This window comes from Aliiroseovarius subalbicans, assembly GCF_022678625.1.
Lineage (GTDB): Bacteria > Pseudomonadota > Alphaproteobacteria > Rhodobacterales > Rhodobacteraceae > Aliiroseovarius_A > Aliiroseovarius_A subalbicans.
Window position 1 is genome coordinate 608,638 of the sequence record NZ_JALBYQ010000001.1, and the last position, 18,872, is coordinate 627,509.

The following is an 18,872-nucleotide window of genomic DNA, read 5'->3' on the forward strand; positions in this document are numbered from 1 at the left end:
GTCCTTTCATGAACGCGCCCAGTTTAGTCGTCCGTGAGGGGGATTAAACCCCGGAAAGCTCTTTCTTGTGCAGCCAGTCGGCGTGTTTCGGCGCCTTCTTGGTGCGCGACCATTCTTCCAGCATGTCCCATTTCACTTCGTCCATGCGGGCCAGCATCGCCTCTTCCTCGGGGTCCGGGCAGGCCAGTTCGACACGGTGGCCGTTGGGGTCGAAGAAATAGATCGAGTGGAAGATCGAATGGTCGGTGACACCCAGAACCTCGACGCCATTTTCTTCAAGGTGTTCTTTGAATTCAATGAGTTCCGCGCGGTCCTTCACCTTGAAGGCGATGTGCTGAACCCAGATCGGCGTGTTCGGATCACGGCCCATTTCAGGCTTCGTCGGCAGTTCAAAAAAGGCCAGCACGTTCCCGTTGCCCGCATCCATGAAGATATGCATGTAGGGGTCGGGTTCGTGGGTCGATGGCACGTGGTCCTCGGCGATGGCCAGCACGAAATCCATGTTCAGCATCTTCTGATACCATTCCACGGTTTCCTTGGCGTCCTTGCAGCGATAGGCGACGTGGTGGATCTGTTCGATTTTCATTAGGCGTTCCTCCGATTTGTTGTTCACCTGTTAACAGAAAATCATTGCAGGTGCAACGAAATCATGCGTGACAACGGGCCAAAGTCTTTGCACCCTCTTTCCCCGCCTTGGCCCGATTTTGGCCGTTTTGCATGCTTACCTTGGGGGCATCTTCCAAGGGCCAAGGTCATGCAGAAAACGAAATCCGAGGATCGCCTTAACAAAATCAACGCTCAGGTGCAGCCGATCGGACGCACCTATGGGGGTGGGTCCGGGTCCTGGCAAAATGGCATGAGCGCAACAGGGGTCGAGCCGCAGGTGGGTGTTGACCCCGCTGCAGGCGCGCGCAGAACCGGGCGGCAAGTCGAACGACAGGTGAATATGAAGGCAACCGTGGCGGGTGGCATATGCGGCGGGGTTGTCGGCATTGCCGTCAGGGGGCTGGCGCAAGAGGGGTCGCCTTGGGGACCGGGCAGCGGATTTGGTGACGTGATTGGCATTCCTGCGTTGACGGGTTTTGCAATGGCACCAGTGCTGGCGATTGCAGGGCTGCTGCTGAGCCAGCGCAGGCCTGCGTTGGTCAACTTCACCCTGGCCTATTTCCTGGCCGCGATCGCGACAACGATCTTCTGAAGCAAAAGGGCGGCCTGCGCCGCCCCTTTCCTGTTATTCAGCCGCGACTTTGATGACCGGTTCCATCCCGGCCAGTTCTTCGTCAGACAAGTGGCATTTGATCTGGTGCTTGCCACCCAGCGTGCGCACTGGTGGCAGCTGGGTGTCACACAGCCCACCCGCGACCTTGTCTTTCCAGCGACAGCGCGTCTGGAACGGGCAGCCCGATGGCGGGTTCATCGCCGAGGGGATGTCACCTTCCAGCACGATGTGCTTTTTCTCGATCGAGGTGTCGGCGATCGGAACCGCAGACAACAGCGCCTCGGTATAGGGGTGATAGGGCGGGGCAAAGACCTGATCGGTCGTGCCCAATTCCACCACATGGCCCAGATACATCACCATCACGCGATCAGACAGATAGCGCACGATCGACAGGTCGTGACTGATGAACAACAGCGTGGTCTTGTTCTCGCGCTGGATCTCCATCAACAGATCGGTCACGGCAGCCTGCACCGACACGTCCAGCGCCGAGACGGGTTCATCCGCCACCACGATGCGGGCGTCACCGGCAAAGGCACGCGCGATGCCCACGCGCTGTTTCTGACCACCCGACAGCTGGCGCGGCATGCGGTCTGCAAAGGCGCGCGGCAGTTTCACCAGGTCGAGCAGTTTCAGCATGCGCTGCTTGCGCTCGGTATCGTTGGCGCCGACGCCGAAGATCTCCAACGCGCGGATGATCTGGCGCCCAACCGTCATCGACGGGTTCAGCGTGTCGAACGGGTTCTGGAACACCATCTGCACCGAGGAAATTGTCTGCGTCGACCGGTTCTCGATCGGCACGTCCTGGATTTCCTCATCACCCAGGTAGATCTTGCCGTCGGTGGCGGTTTCCAGCCCCATCAGCACCTTGGCGAAGGTGGATTTGCCACAGCCGCTTTCCCCCACGATGGCCAGGGTTTCGCTTTCGCGGGCCTCGAACGACAGGGTTTCGTTGGCTTTCACCACCTTTTTGTCGCCACCACCGAACAGCGCGTTCGCCGCAACCTCATAGTATTTCTTGAGGTGGTCCATCTTCAGCACGACCTTGCCGGGCTTGGCCTTTTCGGTCTGTTCACCCAGTTCAATCGGGGCATCCCAATCAATTTCGGTAAAGCGCAGACAGCGGCTGACGTGGCGGTCATTGCCCTCGATCGGCTCCATCGGGATATATCCCTCGTCGCAGCGCCCCTCCATGTAATAGTCGCAGCGGGGGCCGAAGTTGCAGCCCGGCGGGCGTTCATGGGGCAGGGGAAAGTTGCCTGGAATGGCCACCAGCGGGCGCGCGTTCTTGTCGGCACCCGGCAGCGGGATCGAACGGAACAGCGCCTGCGTATACGGGTGGCGCATTTCATCGAACACATCTTCGATCGAGCCGCGCTCGACCGCTTCGCCCGAATACATCACGCACAACCGGTCACAGGTTTCCAGGATCAGGCCCAGGTTGTGCGAAATGAACAGCATCGAGGTGCCGTATTTCTTACCCAGATCGCGGACCAGTTCGACCACGGCGGCCTCAACCGTCACGTCCAGCGCGGTTGTGGGTTCGTCGAGGATCAGAAGCGACGGTTTCGACATCAAGGCCAGCGCGATCACGATGCGCTGTTGCTGGCCGCCCGACAGCTGGTGCGGAAAGCTGTTCAGCATCCGCTCAGGGTCGGGCAGTTTTACATCCGTGACCACCTCCAGCGCGCGGGCGTAAGCTTCTTCCTTGCTGACGCCTTCGTGGATCATCGGCACTTCCATCAGCTGCTTGCCGATCTTCATCGCGGGGTTCAGCGACGCCATCGGCTCTTGATAGATCATCGCGATTTCATTGCCGCGAATGTCGCGCAGTTCTTCCTTCGACATCTCGGCCAGGTCTCGGCCCTTGAACTTGATCGTGCCGCCAACAACGCGGCCGTTCACGCCAAGGTCCTGCATCACGCCCAGCGCCACGGTGGATTTGCCACAACCGGACTCACCCACCAGCCCCACGGCCTCGCCCGGTTGCACCGCAACCGAGAAATCCATGACCGCCGGGATTTCCCGCAGCCGGGTGAAGAAGCTGATGGACAGTTTGTCGATCTCAAGAACGGGACCGTCGTATTCGCCAAGTTTGCTCATGGTCGGTCTCCTTAATCTCGCAGGGATTCTTCACGCAGGCCATCGGCCAGCAGGTTCAGGCCCAGCACCAGCGACAGAAGCGCAAGCGCTGGCGGTAGCGCGGGGTGCGGGTAGATCGACAGAAGCTTGCGCCCGTCGTTGATCGTGGACCCCCAGTCGGGGCTTTCCGGCGGAAGGCCCAGGCCGAAGAAGCCCAAGGTCCCCAGAAGGATCGTGGTGTAACCAATGCGCAGGCAGAAATCGACGATCAGCGGCCCGCGCGCGTTTGGCAGGATTTCCCACAGCATGATGTACCAGGGGCCTTCGCCCCGGGTCTGGGCCGCGGCAACATAGTCGCGCGTCTTGATGTCCATCGCCAGGCCGCGCACGATGCGGAACACGGTGGGCGAGTTCACGAAGACGACGCTCACGAACACCACCAGGATGCCCGAGGGAATGTCGTAAAGGTCAAGCGAGGTCGGCCAGAAGTTGATCGGTGTGCCCTCGGCCGAGATCGTGGACAGATACAGCAGGCCCAACACGCCCAGCACACCCGCCAGAAGCGGCACGTTCTTGGCCGGCTGAATGCGGTAGCGCGAATTCAGCAGCACGCCCGCAAAGATCAGCGGAAAGATGAACAGGAACGCTGCCATATAATTTGGGATGCCCGAGGCAACGATTTCAGGCGTCACCAGCAGGTAGAACAGCAAGATCACCGGGAAGGCCAGGATCAGGTTGGCCAGGAAGGACAGCAGCGTGTCCAGACGCCCGCCGTAAAAACCCGCAGGCAGGCCCAGGGTGATCCCGACCATGAAGGCAAAGACCGTGGCCAGGGGGGCGATCATCATCACGATGCCGGACCCCAGAACCATGCGCGAAAACACGTCGCGCGCCAGGTTGTCGCCGCCAAACAGGTAATAGGCATATTCCCCCTCGTCAGGGGACCGCAGCGCGGTGCCCGGCACCTTGTTCTTCATGCCCGAAATCTGACCCAGCGGATCATGGGTCGCGATCATGTCGAAGAAGCCCGAAAAGACCGCGGTGAAGAACCAGAACATGACGATGGCAAAGCCGATCATGCCGATGGTTGAATCGAACAGTTTGCCATAGAGCCCCAGCTTTCGCTTGAAGCGGATCGACAGGTAAAAAGTTGCAATCAGGGCAATCCACACCGGGGTGAACTGGCTGATGACGCGAAGGGCGATTTCGCCCCAGGTAAGCGGTTCCATCGTTCAGCCCCCTTAAGAAATACGAATGCGCGGGTTCAGGTAGACATAGCCGATATCGGATATCAGCTGCGTCAGCAGAACCACGAAGACAGAGACGACCGAAACGCCGAGCAGAAGCTCGATGTCGTTGTTCGAGGCCGCCTGGACCAGGGTCCAGCCGAAGCCTTTGTAGTTGAACAGGGTCTCGACGATCACCACGCCGTTCAGAAGCCAGGGGATCTGAAGCATGATGACGGTGAAGGGTGCGATCAGCGCGTTGCGCAGGGCATGTTTCAGAACGATGTTCGGGAAACTCACACCTTTGAGACGCGCGGTCCGTATGTATTGTGCCGTCATCACCTCGGTCATCGAGGCACGGGTCATGCGCGCGATATAGCCCATGCCATACAGCGCGATGGTGATCACCGGCAGGGTGAAGTTCACCCAGGTGATGTCATCCATGGCGCTGGTCGCGGTGCCCTTGAACCACTTCAACCCGACGGCGGATGAGGCAAACAGCGCGATGAAGATCACGCCGGATACGTATTCCGGTGTCGCGGTCGAGGCGATTGAGACCGTGGACAGGGTTCGGTCCAGCTTCGACCCCTCGCGCATCCCGGCCAGCACGCCCAGGATCAGCGCGCCGGGCACCATCACCATCATCACTGCCAGCATCAGCCAGCCGGTCAGGCCCAGGCGTTTGGAGACGATGTTCCAGACCGAATCCTTGAACACGGTGGAATTGCCCCAATAGCCCTGGATCACGCCGCAGAAGGTCGGCGCGTCTTCCGGCGCCATGTTCACCGCGATGCAGCGGCCGGTGATCTTGCCGTCATCGGCTTCGTTCACATAGCCGGGCAGAACCCCCAGCCATTCGCCGTATTTCACCGGCAGCGGCTCCATATAGCCCCGTGCCCCCAGCCAGGATTGCACGGCTTCGTCGGACATGCGGAAGTTGCCCTGGGTCTTGGCCAGCTTTTCGAGGTTCGGGTAAAGGTTCGTCAGGTAAAAGACGATGAAGGTTAGGCAGAGGGCGGTGAGGATCATCACCCCCAACCGGCGCAGAATAAACAGTCCCATGGTGTCCCTGTCAGGTCATGCGGGCTCTTGTCCGGCCCGTTCTGTCAGCGGTGCGCTGGGATGCGGCACCTGTTGAATGGGCCGCGCGAGATGCCGCGCGGCCCGTTTTCTTGAGCGTCAGGCTCAGCCCTTGAGGCCCCATTTGTAGACCTGCGGCAGATAGGCGATGTGCATGTCGCAGCCCACCACGTTCTCGCTCGAGTGGCGATAGAGCGAGCGCCAGTAGGGCTGGATCGTCACGCCTTCCTCGATCAGGATCGCCTGGCATTTGCCAGCCACGGCACGGCGCGCATCCGCGTCGGCCAGGGAGTTGGCTTCGGCCAGCAGGGCGTCGAACTCGTCATTGGCAAAGCCGAACTCGTTCCACGCTTCGCCGGTGCGATAGGCCAGGCCCCAGATCTGGGTGGCCAGCGGGCGGTGGTTCCAGTTGGTCGACGAGAACGGGTATTTGGTCCAGTCGTTCCAGAAGGTCGAGCCGGGGATGATCGTGCGCTTCACGTTGAAACCCGCGTCACGCATCTGCGCGGCGACGGCATCATTGGTGTTCTTGCGCCAGTCATCGTCGATCGAGACCAGTTCGAACTCAAAATCGGCCATGCCAGATTCGTCCAGCAGCGCCTTGGCCTTGACCGGGTCATACGGCAGGCGGGTGACCGAAGCGTCATGCTCGGGGTGCACCGGACCTGCGTGGCAATTGTCGGCAACCGCGCCACGGTTGGCATAGCCAAGCTCAAGGCAGATCGCATTGTCGACAGCCATCGAGATGGCCTGACGCACGCGCTTGTCAGCGTAAGGCTTCATGCCGTCCACTTCGGCCAACTGGTTCGGGCGCACAACGATGGTGGCGCCGGACACGACTTCGGACTTCACCCAGCCCAGGCCGTCGAACACGTCGACAAAGTCACCAACGGTTTCCCAGATCGTGTCGACCTCTTCCGCTTCGGCTGCGGCCACCCAAGCGGCGGGATCGGTGCCATAGTCGATGAATTCGATCCGGTCGAGGTAGGCGCCGCCCTCGGGCAGGGCATCATGACCCCACCAGGTGTGGTCTGGGTTCTTTACGACAACGGCTTTCACGCCGACCTCAAGGCTTTCGGGCATGTAAGCGCCGGTGCCCACAGCCGTGCCCAGCATGTCATCGGGATTGTGCGAGCTGTGCACGATCGCGGCCGGGTAATCGGCCATGCCGGGAATGATGGTGATGTCGGGCTGCGGCAGGGTCAGCTTCACGGTGTGGCTGTCGACCACGGTGATGGCACCATCGCGGGCCATGCCGGAGTCTTCGTCGATCAGCGAAGCCATGCGCCCGGCCATCGAGTTGCCTTCGGCGCCCTTGTCGCACCAGCTGGCGATGTTGCGCGCGACGTCGTCAGCGGTGAAATCGTCACCGTTGTTCCATTTCACGCCCTTGCGCACGTTCAGAACGTATTCGGTGGCGTTATCGTTCGCGGTCCAGCTTTCGACAAGCATACCGCGGAACGTGCCGTCGGAATTGTATTCGATCAGGTATTCCAGCCACCCAGCGGTGAAGGCCGCGATCTGTGTCCAGTCATAGGTGCGCGGATCTTTGAGGGCGCGCACTTCCATCTGCATGCGCAGTGTGCCGCCGTCCTGGGCCATGCTTGCGGCGCGGGCCGGAGCTGCCAGGCCAAGCAGGCCATAGGCGCCGGTCGCGGTCACGCCCAGCGCGGTGGCGCGGGTCAGGAATTCACGGCGGTCAAGTTTGCCCGCCTTGCATTCCGCCGCGTACATTTCCGCAGCCGGGTGCATGATCTTGGTGTGATGCGTCATCTTCTTCTCCCTGTGACACGTTCTTTTTTTTATTGAAAGGTCAGTACATTTTCCCGTGACCACGCGTGCGCGCAGACCGGGTGCAGACCCCCTCCGAAAGACATGGGGCCCTTTTTTGTGGCAAAGGTCAATGTTTGGTTTCGCCGTTTCAGGTCACAAAAGCGACATGTGCATGGAATAAAAACGACATGTGCGGATTTTGCGAAAAGTGTCAGGAAAGCCCGACAGGCACGCGAAGATCAGGCGTTGCGGCGAAACTCGGACGGGGTGCGCCCGGTATGGTTGTGAAACGCCCGGGTGAAATAGGCCGGGCTGGCAAAGCCCAGCGATTTCGCGATGTCCTTGATCGGAAGGTGTGTTTCCGACAGCAGTCGGCGCGCCTCGTAATGCACGCGGTCGGCCAGAATGGCCGAGGCCGGGCGACCACAGGCCCTGTTGCAGACGCGGCTCAGGTGGGTCGGCGTGACTCCCAATTCGGACGCATAGTCGCGCACGGATTTTGCCGAGTGGAACTCCTGTTCGACCAGCGCGGTAAAGGCGGCCGCCAGACGACCCGAGGCATCCAGCCGGGGCTCGGCAAGGTCGGTGTCGCGGATTTCGCGTTCGATCCAGACCGACAGAAGCCCAGCGTGACACATCATCGCCGTGTCGGCCATTGGCGATCCGTTCTCCATCTCGCGTTGCAGATTCTCGATCAACCGGGACAATTCGGAATGCTTGTCGGCCTCGCGCAGGCGCAGGTGCACCGGGTCCTCGGGCAGCGACAGGTCATCCTCGACCCCGGCGGGGAAGACCACAATCGACCCGTGCACCTGGTTCGACATTTCGAACCCATGCATCGTGCCCGCGGGCAGGAAGATCGCGTTGTGCGGGCCATAGCCGGCGGTCACGCCGTTCACGGTGATCCGGCCCTGACCACGGGTGAACCACAACAGCACCGGCGCGCCATAACTGCGCATCGCTTCGGTGCGCCATCGGCCGCCCTTTCCAAGGCGGGCAAGCGGCAGGACACGGAACGGCGAAGGCAGGGGCGTCGGGCGGGTCATGTAAGGCGTAGTTCCACAGGCGGCGGTTACAACAGAGCCCTATCGGTACCCGATTATTCCCCTTCTGTCGCCCCGGAAATTTGCGCGAACACTTTGTTTCCAAGGCCCGCACGATGGTTTTATTGGTCTGGCAACGAGATTTTGTGCCAGTCGCGCATACGGGCACGAAACCATGTGCGCTGCCGTTTGGCATATTGCTGAGATGCGACAATTGCGTCACGCCGGGCGGTGTCAAGATCGACCTTGCCCTGCAGATGTGCGATCAGTTCCGGCGCACCAATGGCCTTGGCGCTGGGGGCTTTCGGGTCCCAACCGGCAAGGTTTCGCCGCACTTCCTCGATTGCGCCGTCGGCAATCATCGCATCGAACCGCCGGGCGATTCGGTCGCGCAGCCAGTCGCGGTCGGCCTCAAGCACGATTGCAGTGGTCGCAGGCAGCGGCAGCAGCGGCGGCGGCGTGTCGTCCTGCCAACTCGCCAACCCGCGCCCGGTGGTGCGCCAAACCTCCCAGGCCCGCGCCACCCGCGCCGGGTTACGTTGGTCGATCCGCGCCAGTGTCTCGGGGTCCAGCTCGTCCAACATCGCCTCGAGCCCGTTCGCTTGCAGCAACGCCTCGCCCTCGGCGCGGATTTCGGGCGGGGTCAGGGGGATCTCGGCCAGCCCTTCGGTCAGGGCGGTGAAATTCAACCCGGTGCCGCCAACGATGATCGGGCGGTCGGGCCCGTCAAGGACCGGGGCCACCTCACGCAGCCAATGGCCGACGGAATAGTCCTGATCCCCCGGCACGTGACCATACAGCAGATGCGGCGCCATTTCCTCATCGGCTTGCGACGGGCGCGCGGTCAAAAGCCGCCAGTTGGAAAACACCTGCAAGGCGTCCGCATTCACGATCACACCGCCCTTGTCGCGGGCAATCGCCAGCGCCAGCGCCGATTTGCCCGCCGCCGTGGGGCCGGCGATCAGCACCGGCTGTTTGGCCGGAATATCGCGAATGAAATCGTCCATTTGATCCTTTTTCACCGACCATTTTCGCGAAGGGGTCAATCCTGCATTGAACCCGCCGCCGGTTTCGGCCATTTTGCCCGCCAAAGAACCATGACAACGAACGAGTGGCAACCATGAGCGACCAATCCCCCGAGGCCCCGCAAACGACCTTCAAACGGGTCATGCTGAAAATCTCGGGCGAAGCGCTGATGGGCGACCAGGGCTTCGGCCTGCACCCACCCACCGTCGAACGCATCGCGCGTGAGGTGAAGACGGTGCATGACATGGGTGTCGAGATTTGCATGGTGATCGGCGGCGGCAACATCTTTCGCGGGCTTCAGGGTTCGGCGCAGGGGATGGAGCGGACCACGGCCGATTACATGGGTATGCTTGCCACCGTGATGAACGCGCTGGCCATGCAGGCGGCGCTGGAAGGGCTTGGCGTCTATACACGGGTGATTTCCGCAATCCCGATGGATCAGGTTTGCGAACCTTACATTCGCCGCCGCGCGGTGCGCCACCTTGAGAAAAAGCGCGTTTGCATCTTTGCGGCGGGCACCGGGAACCCCTATTTCACCACCGACACGGCGGCAACTTTGCGTGCGAATGAAATGACTTGCGAGGCGATCTTCAAGGGTACCAAGGTCGACGGCGTCTATGATAAGGATCCGGCCAAGCATGACGACGCGGTGCGCTTTGACACTGTCAGCTATGACGACGTGCTGCAAAAACGCCTGGGCGTGATGGACGCCAGCGCGATTGCTTTGGCACGTGACAATAACCTGCCCATCATCGTCTTTTCACTGGACGAACCAGGGGGCTTTCGGGGCATTCTGGCGGGCGAAGGCACATATACGCGGGTCAGCGGCTAGGCCGCGCCGTGAAGGAGGAAGAACAAGATGTCTGACGAAATCGAAGTTGATCTGGATGATCTGGAGCGCCGGATGGATGGCGCAATGACTGCGCTACGCAGTGAATTCGCGTCCTTGCGGACCGGGCGGGCAGCGGCCTCGATGCTGGACCCGATCATGGTGGACGCCTATGGCGCCAAGACGCCGTTGAACCAGATCGGCACCGTGAACGTGCCCGAACCGCGCATGTTGACGGTGAACATCTGGGACAAATCGATGGTGCAGGCGGCTGAAAAGGCCATTCGCGAAAGCGGGCTGGGCATCAACCCGCAGCTCAACGGCACCATCATCATGCTGCCGATCCCCGAGTTGAACGAAGAGCGCCGCAAGGAGCTGACCCGGGTTGCCGCGCAATATGCTGAAAGCGCCCGTGTGGCCGTGCGCAATGTGCGTCATCACGGCATGGATCAGCTTAAACGCGCCAAGGCCGCGGGCGGGATGAGCGACGACGACCACAAGATGTGGCATGATGAAATCCAGGAGCTGACCGACAAGCACGTGGCCCATGTGGACAAGTCGCTTGAGGCCAAGCAGGAAGAGATCATGCAGGTCTGATCGACCCGGTAGGACCAGTGGAGGGCGGCGTAGTGGCCCCAGACAGCACCAAGGGCGCCCCGCGTCATGTGGCCATCATCATGGATGGCAACGGACGGTGGGCGCAACGGCAGGGCAAGCCGCGTCTGTTCGGGCATCACGCCGGGGCGAAACGCGTGCGCGAGATCGTCGAGGCCTGCCCGGACCTGGGGGTCAAGTATCTGACAATATTCGCCTTTTCGACCGAGAACTGGAAACGCACCCAGACCGAGGTGGCCGGGCTGATGAGCCTGTTTCGCCGCTATATCACCAAAGAGGCGCGCGCGCTGCGTGACGAAGGGGTGCGGGTGCGCTTTATCGGCGATCGGGTGCGGCTGGACGCCAAGCTGATCGCGCTGATGGATGAGCTGGAAGAGATGACGTCGATGAATGATCGTGTGCATCTGACCATCGCCCTGAACTATGGCGGGCGGGACGAGGTGGCGCGGGCCACCAAACGTCTGGCGCAGGATGTGGCGGATGGTAAGCTGGACCCGGCGACAGTGGATGAAGAAACCCTGCCAAAGTATTTGGATACTTGCGTTTTACCAGACCCTGACTTGGTGATCCGCACCTCGGGCGAGGCGCGGATTTCGAACTTCCTGCTGTGGCAATCAGCATACGCGGAGTATGAATTCATCGACACGCTGTGGCCTGATTTCTCCCGCGATGTCTTTGCTGGCATCGTGAACGGGTTCGGCGGGCGCGACCGGCGCTTTGGCGCGGTGGCGACATGAGCGGCGGCGCCTCGAAATGGGCCGACCTGGGCCCACGCATGGGGTCTGCGGCGGTAATGGTCGTGATCGGCCTGTTGGCGATCTGGGTCGGCGGTGTCGTTTTTGGCGCGCTGGTGGCTTTCGTGACCGGCCTGATCGGCTGGGAAATCACCCGGATGATCGCCCCGGACCGCGATGTTCTCGCGGCCGCTTTGGGCGCGGCGATGGGGGCTGCGGTGTTTCTGGCCGGATTCCTGCCGGGCGGCATGGCGCTCCTTCTGTTGTTTTTCACCGTGATGATGGGCGCAGGCGCGTTGGGGGCCAAGCCGGACCGCGTGCGTTTTATGCTCTATGGTCTTTATGCGATGGTGGCGGGCTTTGCTCTCACCGCATTTCATGCCCAAGCCGGACTGGTGGTGATCCTGTGGCTGGTCGCATTGGTCGTGGCCACCGACATTCTAGGCTATTTCGCCGGGCGCATTCTGGGCGGGCCGAAATTCTGGCCGGCCGTCAGCCCCAAGAAGACCTGGTCGGGCACGATTGCAGGCTGGATGGGGGCTGCATTGGTCGGTCTTGCCTTCGCGCCCTGGCTGGGTGGGCATGTAATTTGGCTGTCGGTGATCCTGTCCTTTGGTTCACAGATGGGCGATGCAGCGGAAAGTGCATTGAAGCGCCACACCGGCATCAAGGACAGTTCCAACCTGATCCCCGGCCACGGCGGCGCGTTTGACCGGTTTGACGCGCTTCTGGGCGCGACCTTTTGCCTGTATCTGGCCCATCTTTGCGGCCTGTGGGGCTGAGCGTGCGACGGATTTCCATTTTCGGGGCGACCGGGTCAATCGGCGAAAGCACGCTGGATCTGATCGGGCGCGATCCTGAGGCCTATCAGGTCGTTGCGCTGACGGGCGGACACAATGTGACCCGGCTGGCCGAACAGGCGCGCGCCTTCAAGGCCGAGATTGCCGTTACCGCCCACGAAGAACACCTGCCCGACCTGCGCGACGCCTTGGCCGGGTCCGGGATCGAGGCCGCAGCCGGGGCAGGGGCCATTGACGAGGCCGCCTGCCGTCCAGTCGACTGGGCCATGTCGGCCATTGTCGGTGCTGCGGGGTTGGAGCCGGGCCTGCGCGTGTTGGAGCATCGCGGCACTCTGGCACTGGCCAACAAGGAAAGCCTGGTCACCGCCGGGCCGTTGATCATGGCCACGGCGCAGGCGCACCACGCCCGCATCCTGCCGGTGGACAGTGAACACAGCGCGGTATTCCAGGGGCTGGTTGGCGAAGACATCGACGCGGTCGAGCGCGTGATCATAACCGCCAGCGGTGGTGCGTTTCGCGATTGGCCGTTGGAGAAACTGGCTGGCGCGACCCTGGCGCAGGCCTCAAGCCACCCAAACTGGGACATGGGGCAACGGATCACCATCGATTCGGCCTCGATGTTCAACAAGGCGCTGGAGCTGATCGAAACGCGCGAGTTTTTCGGCGTCGATCCGGCGCAGATCGAGGTGCTGGTGCATCCGCAATCTCTGGTCCATGCCATTGTCGGCTTCAACGACGGTGCCATGATGGCGCATATCGGCCCACCGGACATGCGCCATGCGATCGGCTATGCACTGCATTGGCCGGACCGGCGCGACTTGCCGGTGGAGCGGCTGGACCTGGCCTCGATCGGCCAGCTTGAGTTTCGCGCGCCCGATGAGGTGCGTTACCCGGCGCTGCGGCTGGCACGCGAGGTTATGGACGCGGGCGGGCTGACCGGCGCGATCTTCAACGCGGCCAAGGAAATCGCACTGGACGGCTTCATCGCCGGGCAAGTCGGCTTCATGGATATGGCTCAGGTGGTGGAACAGGCGCTGGACCGCCTTGAGGGCGATGCAAGCCTTGCTCATGCCGCAATCACCCTTGATAACGTGCGCGCGGCGGACCAGATGGCACGCAGAACCGCAAAAGACTTGATAAACGCCGGGACCTAACCCGGCAGGAGGCAGATTTGGACTTCATCCCTTCATTCGGTGGCCTGGGCCTGACTATTTTGGCGTTTCTTGTTGCGCTGACGATCATCGTCGCAGTGCACGAATACGGCCATTATATCATCGGGCGCATTTCCGGCATCAAGGCGGACGTGTTTTCGATCGGCGTCGGCCCGGTTCTGGCCAAACGCACCGACAAACACGGCACGCAATGGCAGATCGCCGCGCTTCCGGTCGGCGGCTATGTGAAGTTCCACGGTGATGCCAATGTGGCCTCGGGCAAGGCGGACGAAGAAGAATTGGCGGAGATGGACGCAGGTGAGCGGCGCTCGACCCTGCACGGCGCGCCTTTGTGGGCGCGTGCGGCCACCGTGGCCGCCGGGCCGATTTTCAACTTCGTCCTGTCCGGGTTGATCTTCGCAGGCGTGCTGTTTTCGCAAGGGATCGCCAGCGATCCGCTGACCGTCGACGAAGTCGCGCAGATACCGGGGATCGAAGGCACGCTGGACTCGGGCGACCTGATCCTTGAAATCGACGGGCGCACCGCGCCTGCGCTGGCTGAATTTCCGACCTTCATTGCCGAATTGCCCGAACAAAGCCCGCTGAATTACCTGGTTGAGCGCAAGGGGGGCGAACACCTGGTGTCCGCGCCGCATCCGTTCCCGCCGCTGGTGGGCAGTGTCAGCCCTCAATCGGCCGCCGTTGACGCCGGTATCAAACCCGACGACCTGATTGTCACCATCGATGGCGACGCGATTGCCACGTTTGAGCAGCTGCGCCAGCGTGTGGTGAATGGTGGCGGGGCCGAACTGGTGCTGGGCCTGATCCGCGACGGGGAATCGCTTGATGTGACCCTGACCCCGCGCCGGGTCGATATTCCGCTGCCCGAGGGCGGGTTTGAAACCCGCTGGCTGATCGGCATCAACGGCGCGATGATCTTCACCCCGGCGACCCGCACGCCGGGTATGGGCGAAGCGCTGTCCTATGGTGCGACCCAGACCGTCTTTATCGTCAAATCTTCGCTGTCGGGCCTGTATCATATGGTTACAGGCGCGATCTCCAGCTGCAATTTGCGCGGGCCCATCGGCATTGCCGAAACCTCGGGGCAGGCGGCCAGCCAGGGCTTGTCCAGCTTCATTTGGTTCGTCGCGGTGCTGTCCACCGCCGTAGGACTTTTAAACCTGTTCCCGATCCCTGTGCTGGATGGTGGCCATCTGATGTTCCATGCCTATGAGGCCGTGCGGGGCAAGCCGCCCAGCGACAAGGTGCTGAACATTCTGATGACGATCGGTGTGGTGCTGGTTCTGTCGATCATGGCGCTTGGGCTGACGAATGACCTGTTCTGCCCCTGAGCGGCCTTGGTCACACAATTGCCACATTTCGGGGCATCTGTAGCCACATTCGGTCGCTACCCATGACTTGTATATGTCAACAGGGACCGTACCCATGGAACAAATTCAGCAAAGCTACCGCGGATTGTCGCTTTTGATGGACCTGAACTGGGACCGTCTGCTTTACGTTGGCACCATCGCCGGAGCGCTTGGGACCGGTGCCTTTCTTGGGACCCTGGTCGGCTGATCACACCCTTGATCCGGGCGGTGGCCCGTCTTCAACCACGTCTACAGCATTAAACCCGTTTCAACGCCGCCTTCGACTGATGTCGCTGGGGGCGTTTCGCGCTTTGACAAGGCTGTCTTGACCCATTACTCACACTAGGGACTGGGATGTCTGAGCGAAAGATTACAACATGCTGAATTTTCTGGGGCGTGATGCCGTTGCCGTTGCCGGGCAGCGGACGGGATTGAAAACCACCGCCACGCGGCTTGCCACCATCATTTTCCTTGCGGTTGCAGGGGTTTGTGCAGGGACGGTGCAACCGGCTCAGGCTCAGGCCTATAACTTCAGCAAGGTGCAGATCGAAGGCAACCAGCGCATCGAGGCGGCAACGATCCTCACCTACCTGGGATTCGGCAAAGGCGAGACCGTGTCGGCCGCGCAGCTCAATGACGCCTATCAGCGGCTTCAGGGCTCGGGCTTGTTCGAACAGGTGAACCTGGTACCACGCGGAAACCTGCTGGTCGTGCAACTGCGCGAATATCCCACCATCAACCGCGTTTCGGTTGAAGGCAACCGGCGGCTCAAGGACGACGTCTTTGCGCCGTTGCTGAAATCGCGCCCGCGCCAGGTGTACTCACCATCGCGCGCCGAGCTCGACGCGGTAACGATCACCAAGGTGTATCAGTCCGATGGCCGTCTGGCGGCCACAGTCGATCCCGTCATCATCCGCCGCTCGAACAACCGCGTCGACGTGGTGTTCGAAGTGACCGAAGGCCGCTCGGTCGAGGTTGAGCGCCTCTCGTTCACCGGTAACCGGGCGTTTTCTGACCGTCGACTGCGTCGGGTTCTGGAAACCAAGCAGGCGGGCATTTTGCGTCAATTCATCCGCGCCGACACCTATACGCCGGACCGGATCGAGTTCGACAAACAGGTTTTGCAGGATTTTTATCTGTCGCGCGGCTATGTCGATTTCCAGACCCAAGCGGTGTCGAGCGAATTCACCCGCGAGCGCAACGCGTTTTTCGTAACCTTTCAGGTCCGCGAAGGGCAGAGCTTCAAATTCGGGGACATCATCACAACCAGTGACCTGCCGGATGTGGACCCGGACGAATTTGCAGCCGTGTCCAAACTGCGTTCGGGTGTGACCTACAACCCGGCGCTGGTGGAAAACACCATCGCACGGATGGAGAGGCTGGCGCTGCAAAAGGGCTTGAACTTCATTCGTGTTGAGCCGCGCTTGGTGCGGAACGACCGCGCCCTGACTTTGGATCTTGAGCTGGTGCTCACCCGCGGGCCGCGCATCATCGTCGAACGCATCGACATCGAAGGCAACGCGACCACGCTGGACCGCGTCGTGCGCAATCAGTTCTCTACGGTGGAAGGCGATCCTTTCAACCCGCGCGCCATCCGCGAAAGCGCGGAACGCATTCGTGCGCTTGGCTTTTTTGCAAATGCTGACGTGCAGGCGCGCGAAGGTTCGGCCCCCGATCAGGTCGTGGTCGATGTGAACCTGGAAGAAAAGCCGACCGGAAGCTTCAACTTTGGCGGGGCCTACAGCCTGGAACAGGGCTTTGGCCTTAATATTGCTTTTCAGGAGCGCAACTTCCTCGGCCGAGGCCAATCCGTATCCCTGTCGCTTGTCACCGGTGAGGATTCGGCGGCCTTTTCCTTCAACTTTACCGAACCGAATTTCCTGGATCGCGATCTGCGTTTTTCGCTGGCCGCCTACTACACGGAAAGCAACACGGCGTCTGAAGGCTACAACACACGCTTGATCGGCCTGCGTCCGTCGCTGAACTTCCCGGTCAGTGACAATGGTCGCATGTCGGTGCGCGTCTTCGGTGACGGCGCCGAGATGACCTATCCCGAGGGCTATGTCCCCGGAACGATGTCTGCGTTGCTTGAGCGCGAAGTGGATCGCGGCACCCAAGTCGGTGCTGGTGTGGGCTTCGGTTACAGCTTCGATAACCGCCGCACGGGGTTGAATCCTCAAGCCGGAATCCGGTTCAGTCTTGATACCGATTTCGGAGGCCTTGGCGCCGATTACCAATATGCCAAGACCGAGGCGAGCCTGACCGGTCGGACCGTCATCTTGAACGATGCCGTGACCCTGCGAGGCACCATCGAAGGCGGCGCGCTGATGTCGCTCAATAGCGCAAGCTCACGTGCCACCGACAGGTTCTTCCTGCCGCCCAGCCAGATGCGCGGCTTCGCGGTCAACGGTGTTGGTCCGCGCGATTTGGGCACCGCTGCCGGCACTTATCCCGGCGATGCGGTCGGCGGCAATTTCTTCGCAGTTGCGCGGCTTGAGGCCGAATTCCCCCTTGGTATTCCCGAGGAATACGGCATCACCGGTGGCGTTTTCGTCGACGTTGGCTCGGTGTGGGGGTTGGATGATACCGCTGGCACCGCTGCGATCGATGACAGCGCGAAGCTGCGCTCGGTCGTCGGGGCGTCGATTTTCTGGAACACGCCGATCGGGCCGCTGCGCTTCAACTTCACCCGCGCCCTGAGCAAGGAAGACTACGACATCGAGAACAAATTCGAATTCACTATTTCGACGACGTTCTGAGGGTGCCGGTTTGCGGACCGTCCTAAGCCCCGTTTTTGCTGGTGCGCTGGCACTGGTCCTGAGCCTTTTCGGGGCCGGTGGTGCGGTGTCCCAGGACATGGGCAAAAGCGTGTCGCAGATCGTCATTGTCGACCGCGAAAGGCTGTTTTCCGGCAGTGCCTATGGGCAACGGGTTCTGGCTGAACTTGAGATCGAGCGCAGCCGTTTGGCGGCAGAAACCCGTGAGATCGAACAGGCGCTTGAGGCCGAGGAGAAAGCGCTGGCGGATGACCGCGCGACACTAGAGGCGGACGTTTTTCGTGCCAAGGCCGACGCTTTCGACGCGAAGGTGCAGGCGTTGCGGAGCGAACGTGTGGTGACCGAACAGAATTTCGTGCGCCGCAATGAGACCGCTCAACTGGCCTTTTACGACGAGATTGGGCCGCTTCTGGGGCAGCTTTTGCGAGAGATGGGCGCGGTGGTGATCCTGGACCGGCGCGTGATCCTCCTGACCACGCAGAATATCGACATCACCGATCTGGCCATTACCCGGATCAACCAGGTTCTAGGTGACGGCACCCAACCGGACGGGCAGGGCCCCGCACCTGCCGCACCTGACGCCCCTTCGACAACTGAGGCCCCCGCGACCGACAATTGATAGAGATTGTCCTGTCGGGCGGGACTTGCTAGTCAGGACAGGACAAAATCCAAGGATACCTGACGCATGACCGATGTTCCCACCTCCGCCGATATCGCCCTGATCCAAAAGTGCATTCCGCACCGCTATCCGTTCCTTCTGGTCGATCGGGTCGAGGATATCGTGCCGAATGAAAGCTGCCGTGGCATCAAGATGGTCACGATGAACGAACCGCATTTTCAGGGCCATTTTCCCGGCACGCCGATCATGCCCGGTGTCACCATTGTTGAAGCGATGGCGCAGGCCTCGGCGGTGATGGTTTCGCTGTCGATGGATCTGGTGGGCAAGGACGCGCTTGTCTATTTCATGGGCATCGAGAAGGCCAAGTTCCGCCGCAAGGTGGTGCCGGGCGACATGTTGGAACTGCATGTGACCACCCTGCGTGGCGGATCGAAAGTCTGGAAATTCAAGGGCCGCGCGATGGTCGGCGACGAGGTCGCCTGCGAAGCCGAGTTCATGGCGATGATCGACGTGCGCGGCGAGGGCTGATCC

18 protein-coding genes are annotated in these 18,872 nt (G+C 61.3%); 11 read left to right on the top strand and 7 right to left on the bottom strand.

Features of this window, described 5'->3' with window-relative positions:
* Positions 1-43 precede the first annotated feature (43 nt).
* Positions 44-586, bottom strand: a complete 543-nt coding sequence (locus MN188_RS03020) for a VOC family protein (RefSeq protein WP_242105982.1) — start codon at positions 584-586, stop codon at positions 44-46.
* Between the two features lie 168 nt (positions 587-754).
* Here MN188_RS03020 and MN188_RS03025 point away from each other — a divergent pair, with 168 nt between their 5' ends.
* Positions 755-1,198: a hypothetical protein gene (locus tag MN188_RS03025; RefSeq protein WP_242105984.1), complete on the top strand. Its 444-nt coding sequence runs from the start codon at positions 755-757 to the stop codon at positions 1,196-1,198.
* 33 nt (positions 1,199-1,231) lie between these two features.
* Here the strand turns inward: MN188_RS03025 and MN188_RS03030 are convergent, their stop codons facing one another.
* The 6 genes from MN188_RS03030 to miaA form a co-directional block, all read right to left on the bottom strand.
* Complete coding sequence (locus tag MN188_RS03030; RefSeq protein ID WP_242105993.1) at positions 1,232-3,319, bottom strand: dipeptide ABC transporter ATP-binding protein; 2,088 nt, start codon at positions 3,317-3,319, stop codon at positions 1,232-1,234.
* Positions 3,320-3,330: 11 nt separating this feature from the next.
* Complete coding sequence (locus MN188_RS03035; protein ID WP_242105995.1) at positions 3,331-4,527, bottom strand: ABC transporter permease; 1,197 nt, start codon at positions 4,525-4,527, stop codon at positions 3,331-3,333.
* A 12-nt stretch (positions 4,528-4,539) separates the two neighbouring features.
* Entirely contained in the window at positions 4,540-5,586 is a 1,047-nt protein-coding gene (locus tag MN188_RS03040) for an ABC transporter permease (protein ID WP_242105997.1), read from the bottom strand.
* A 123-nt stretch (positions 5,587-5,709) separates the two neighbouring features.
* Entirely contained in the window at positions 5,710-7,377 is a 1,668-nt protein-coding gene (locus MN188_RS03045; RefSeq protein WP_242105999.1) for an ABC transporter substrate-binding protein, read from the bottom strand.
* 239 nt (positions 7,378-7,616) lie between these two features.
* Positions 7,617-8,423, bottom strand: coding sequence for a helix-turn-helix transcriptional regulator (locus tag MN188_RS03050; RefSeq protein ID WP_242106001.1), 807 nt, complete (start codon positions 8,421-8,423; stop codon positions 7,617-7,619).
* A gap of 119 nt (positions 8,424-8,542) precedes the next feature.
* On the bottom strand, positions 8,543-9,427 hold the full coding sequence (gene miaA / locus MN188_RS03055; protein ID WP_242106004.1) for a tRNA (adenosine(37)-N6)-dimethylallyltransferase MiaA: 885 nt from the start codon (positions 9,425-9,427) through the stop codon (positions 8,543-8,545).
* Between the two features lie 113 nt (positions 9,428-9,540).
* Between miaA and pyrH the strand changes: the two genes are divergently transcribed.
* The 10 genes from pyrH to fabZ all read left to right on the top strand — a co-directional run bounded on the left by pyrH (position 9,541) and on the right by fabZ (position 18,869).
* Positions 9,541-10,278, top strand: coding sequence for a UMP kinase (gene pyrH / locus MN188_RS03060; protein WP_242106006.1), 738 nt, complete (start codon positions 9,541-9,543; stop codon positions 10,276-10,278).
* A gap of 27 nt (positions 10,279-10,305) precedes the next feature.
* Positions 10,306-10,872: a ribosome recycling factor gene (frr, locus tag MN188_RS03065; protein WP_242106008.1), complete on the top strand. Its 567-nt coding sequence runs from the start codon at positions 10,306-10,308 to the stop codon at positions 10,870-10,872.
* A gap of 32 nt (positions 10,873-10,904) precedes the next feature.
* Positions 10,905-11,627 (top strand): polyprenyl diphosphate synthase, encoded by a 723-nt coding sequence (gene uppS / locus MN188_RS03070; RefSeq protein ID WP_289052987.1) that lies wholly within the window; start codon positions 10,905-10,907, stop codon positions 11,625-11,627.
* Positions 11,624-12,406, top strand: coding sequence for a phosphatidate cytidylyltransferase (locus MN188_RS03075; protein ID WP_242106010.1), 783 nt, complete (start codon positions 11,624-11,626; stop codon positions 12,404-12,406). Before uppS ends, MN188_RS03075 begins: the two co-directional genes overlap by 4 nt.
* Before the next feature lie 2 nt (positions 12,407-12,408).
* Positions 12,409-13,578: a 1-deoxy-D-xylulose-5-phosphate reductoisomerase gene (gene dxr / locus MN188_RS03080; RefSeq protein WP_242106012.1), complete on the top strand. Its 1,170-nt coding sequence runs from the start codon at positions 12,409-12,411 to the stop codon at positions 13,576-13,578.
* Positions 13,579-13,595: 17 nt separating this feature from the next.
* On the top strand, positions 13,596-14,927 hold the full coding sequence (gene rseP / locus MN188_RS03085) for an RIP metalloprotease RseP (RefSeq protein WP_242106021.1): 1,332 nt from the start codon (positions 13,596-13,598) through the stop codon (positions 14,925-14,927).
* A 94-nt stretch (positions 14,928-15,021) separates the two neighbouring features.
* Complete coding sequence (locus tag MN188_RS17565) at positions 15,022-15,153, top strand: hypothetical protein (RefSeq protein ID WP_275116075.1); 132 nt, start codon at positions 15,022-15,024, stop codon at positions 15,151-15,153.
* A 169-nt stretch (positions 15,154-15,322) separates the two neighbouring features.
* On the top strand, positions 15,323-17,704 hold the full coding sequence (bamA, locus tag MN188_RS03090; RefSeq protein WP_242106023.1) for an outer membrane protein assembly factor BamA: 2,382 nt from the start codon (positions 15,323-15,325) through the stop codon (positions 17,702-17,704).
* A 10-nt stretch (positions 17,705-17,714) separates the two neighbouring features.
* The gene (locus tag MN188_RS03095; RefSeq protein ID WP_242106026.1) at positions 17,715-18,341 is read left to right on the top strand and encodes an OmpH/Skp family outer membrane protein; all 627 of its coding nucleotides are present in this window, start codon (positions 17,715-17,717) and stop codon (positions 18,339-18,341) included.
* Positions 18,342-18,407: 66 nt separating this feature from the next.
* Positions 18,408-18,869: a 3-hydroxyacyl-ACP dehydratase FabZ gene (gene fabZ, locus MN188_RS03100; RefSeq protein WP_242106034.1), complete on the top strand. Its 462-nt coding sequence runs from the start codon at positions 18,408-18,410 to the stop codon at positions 18,867-18,869.
* The last annotated feature ends 3 nt before the right edge of the window (positions 18,870-18,872 follow it).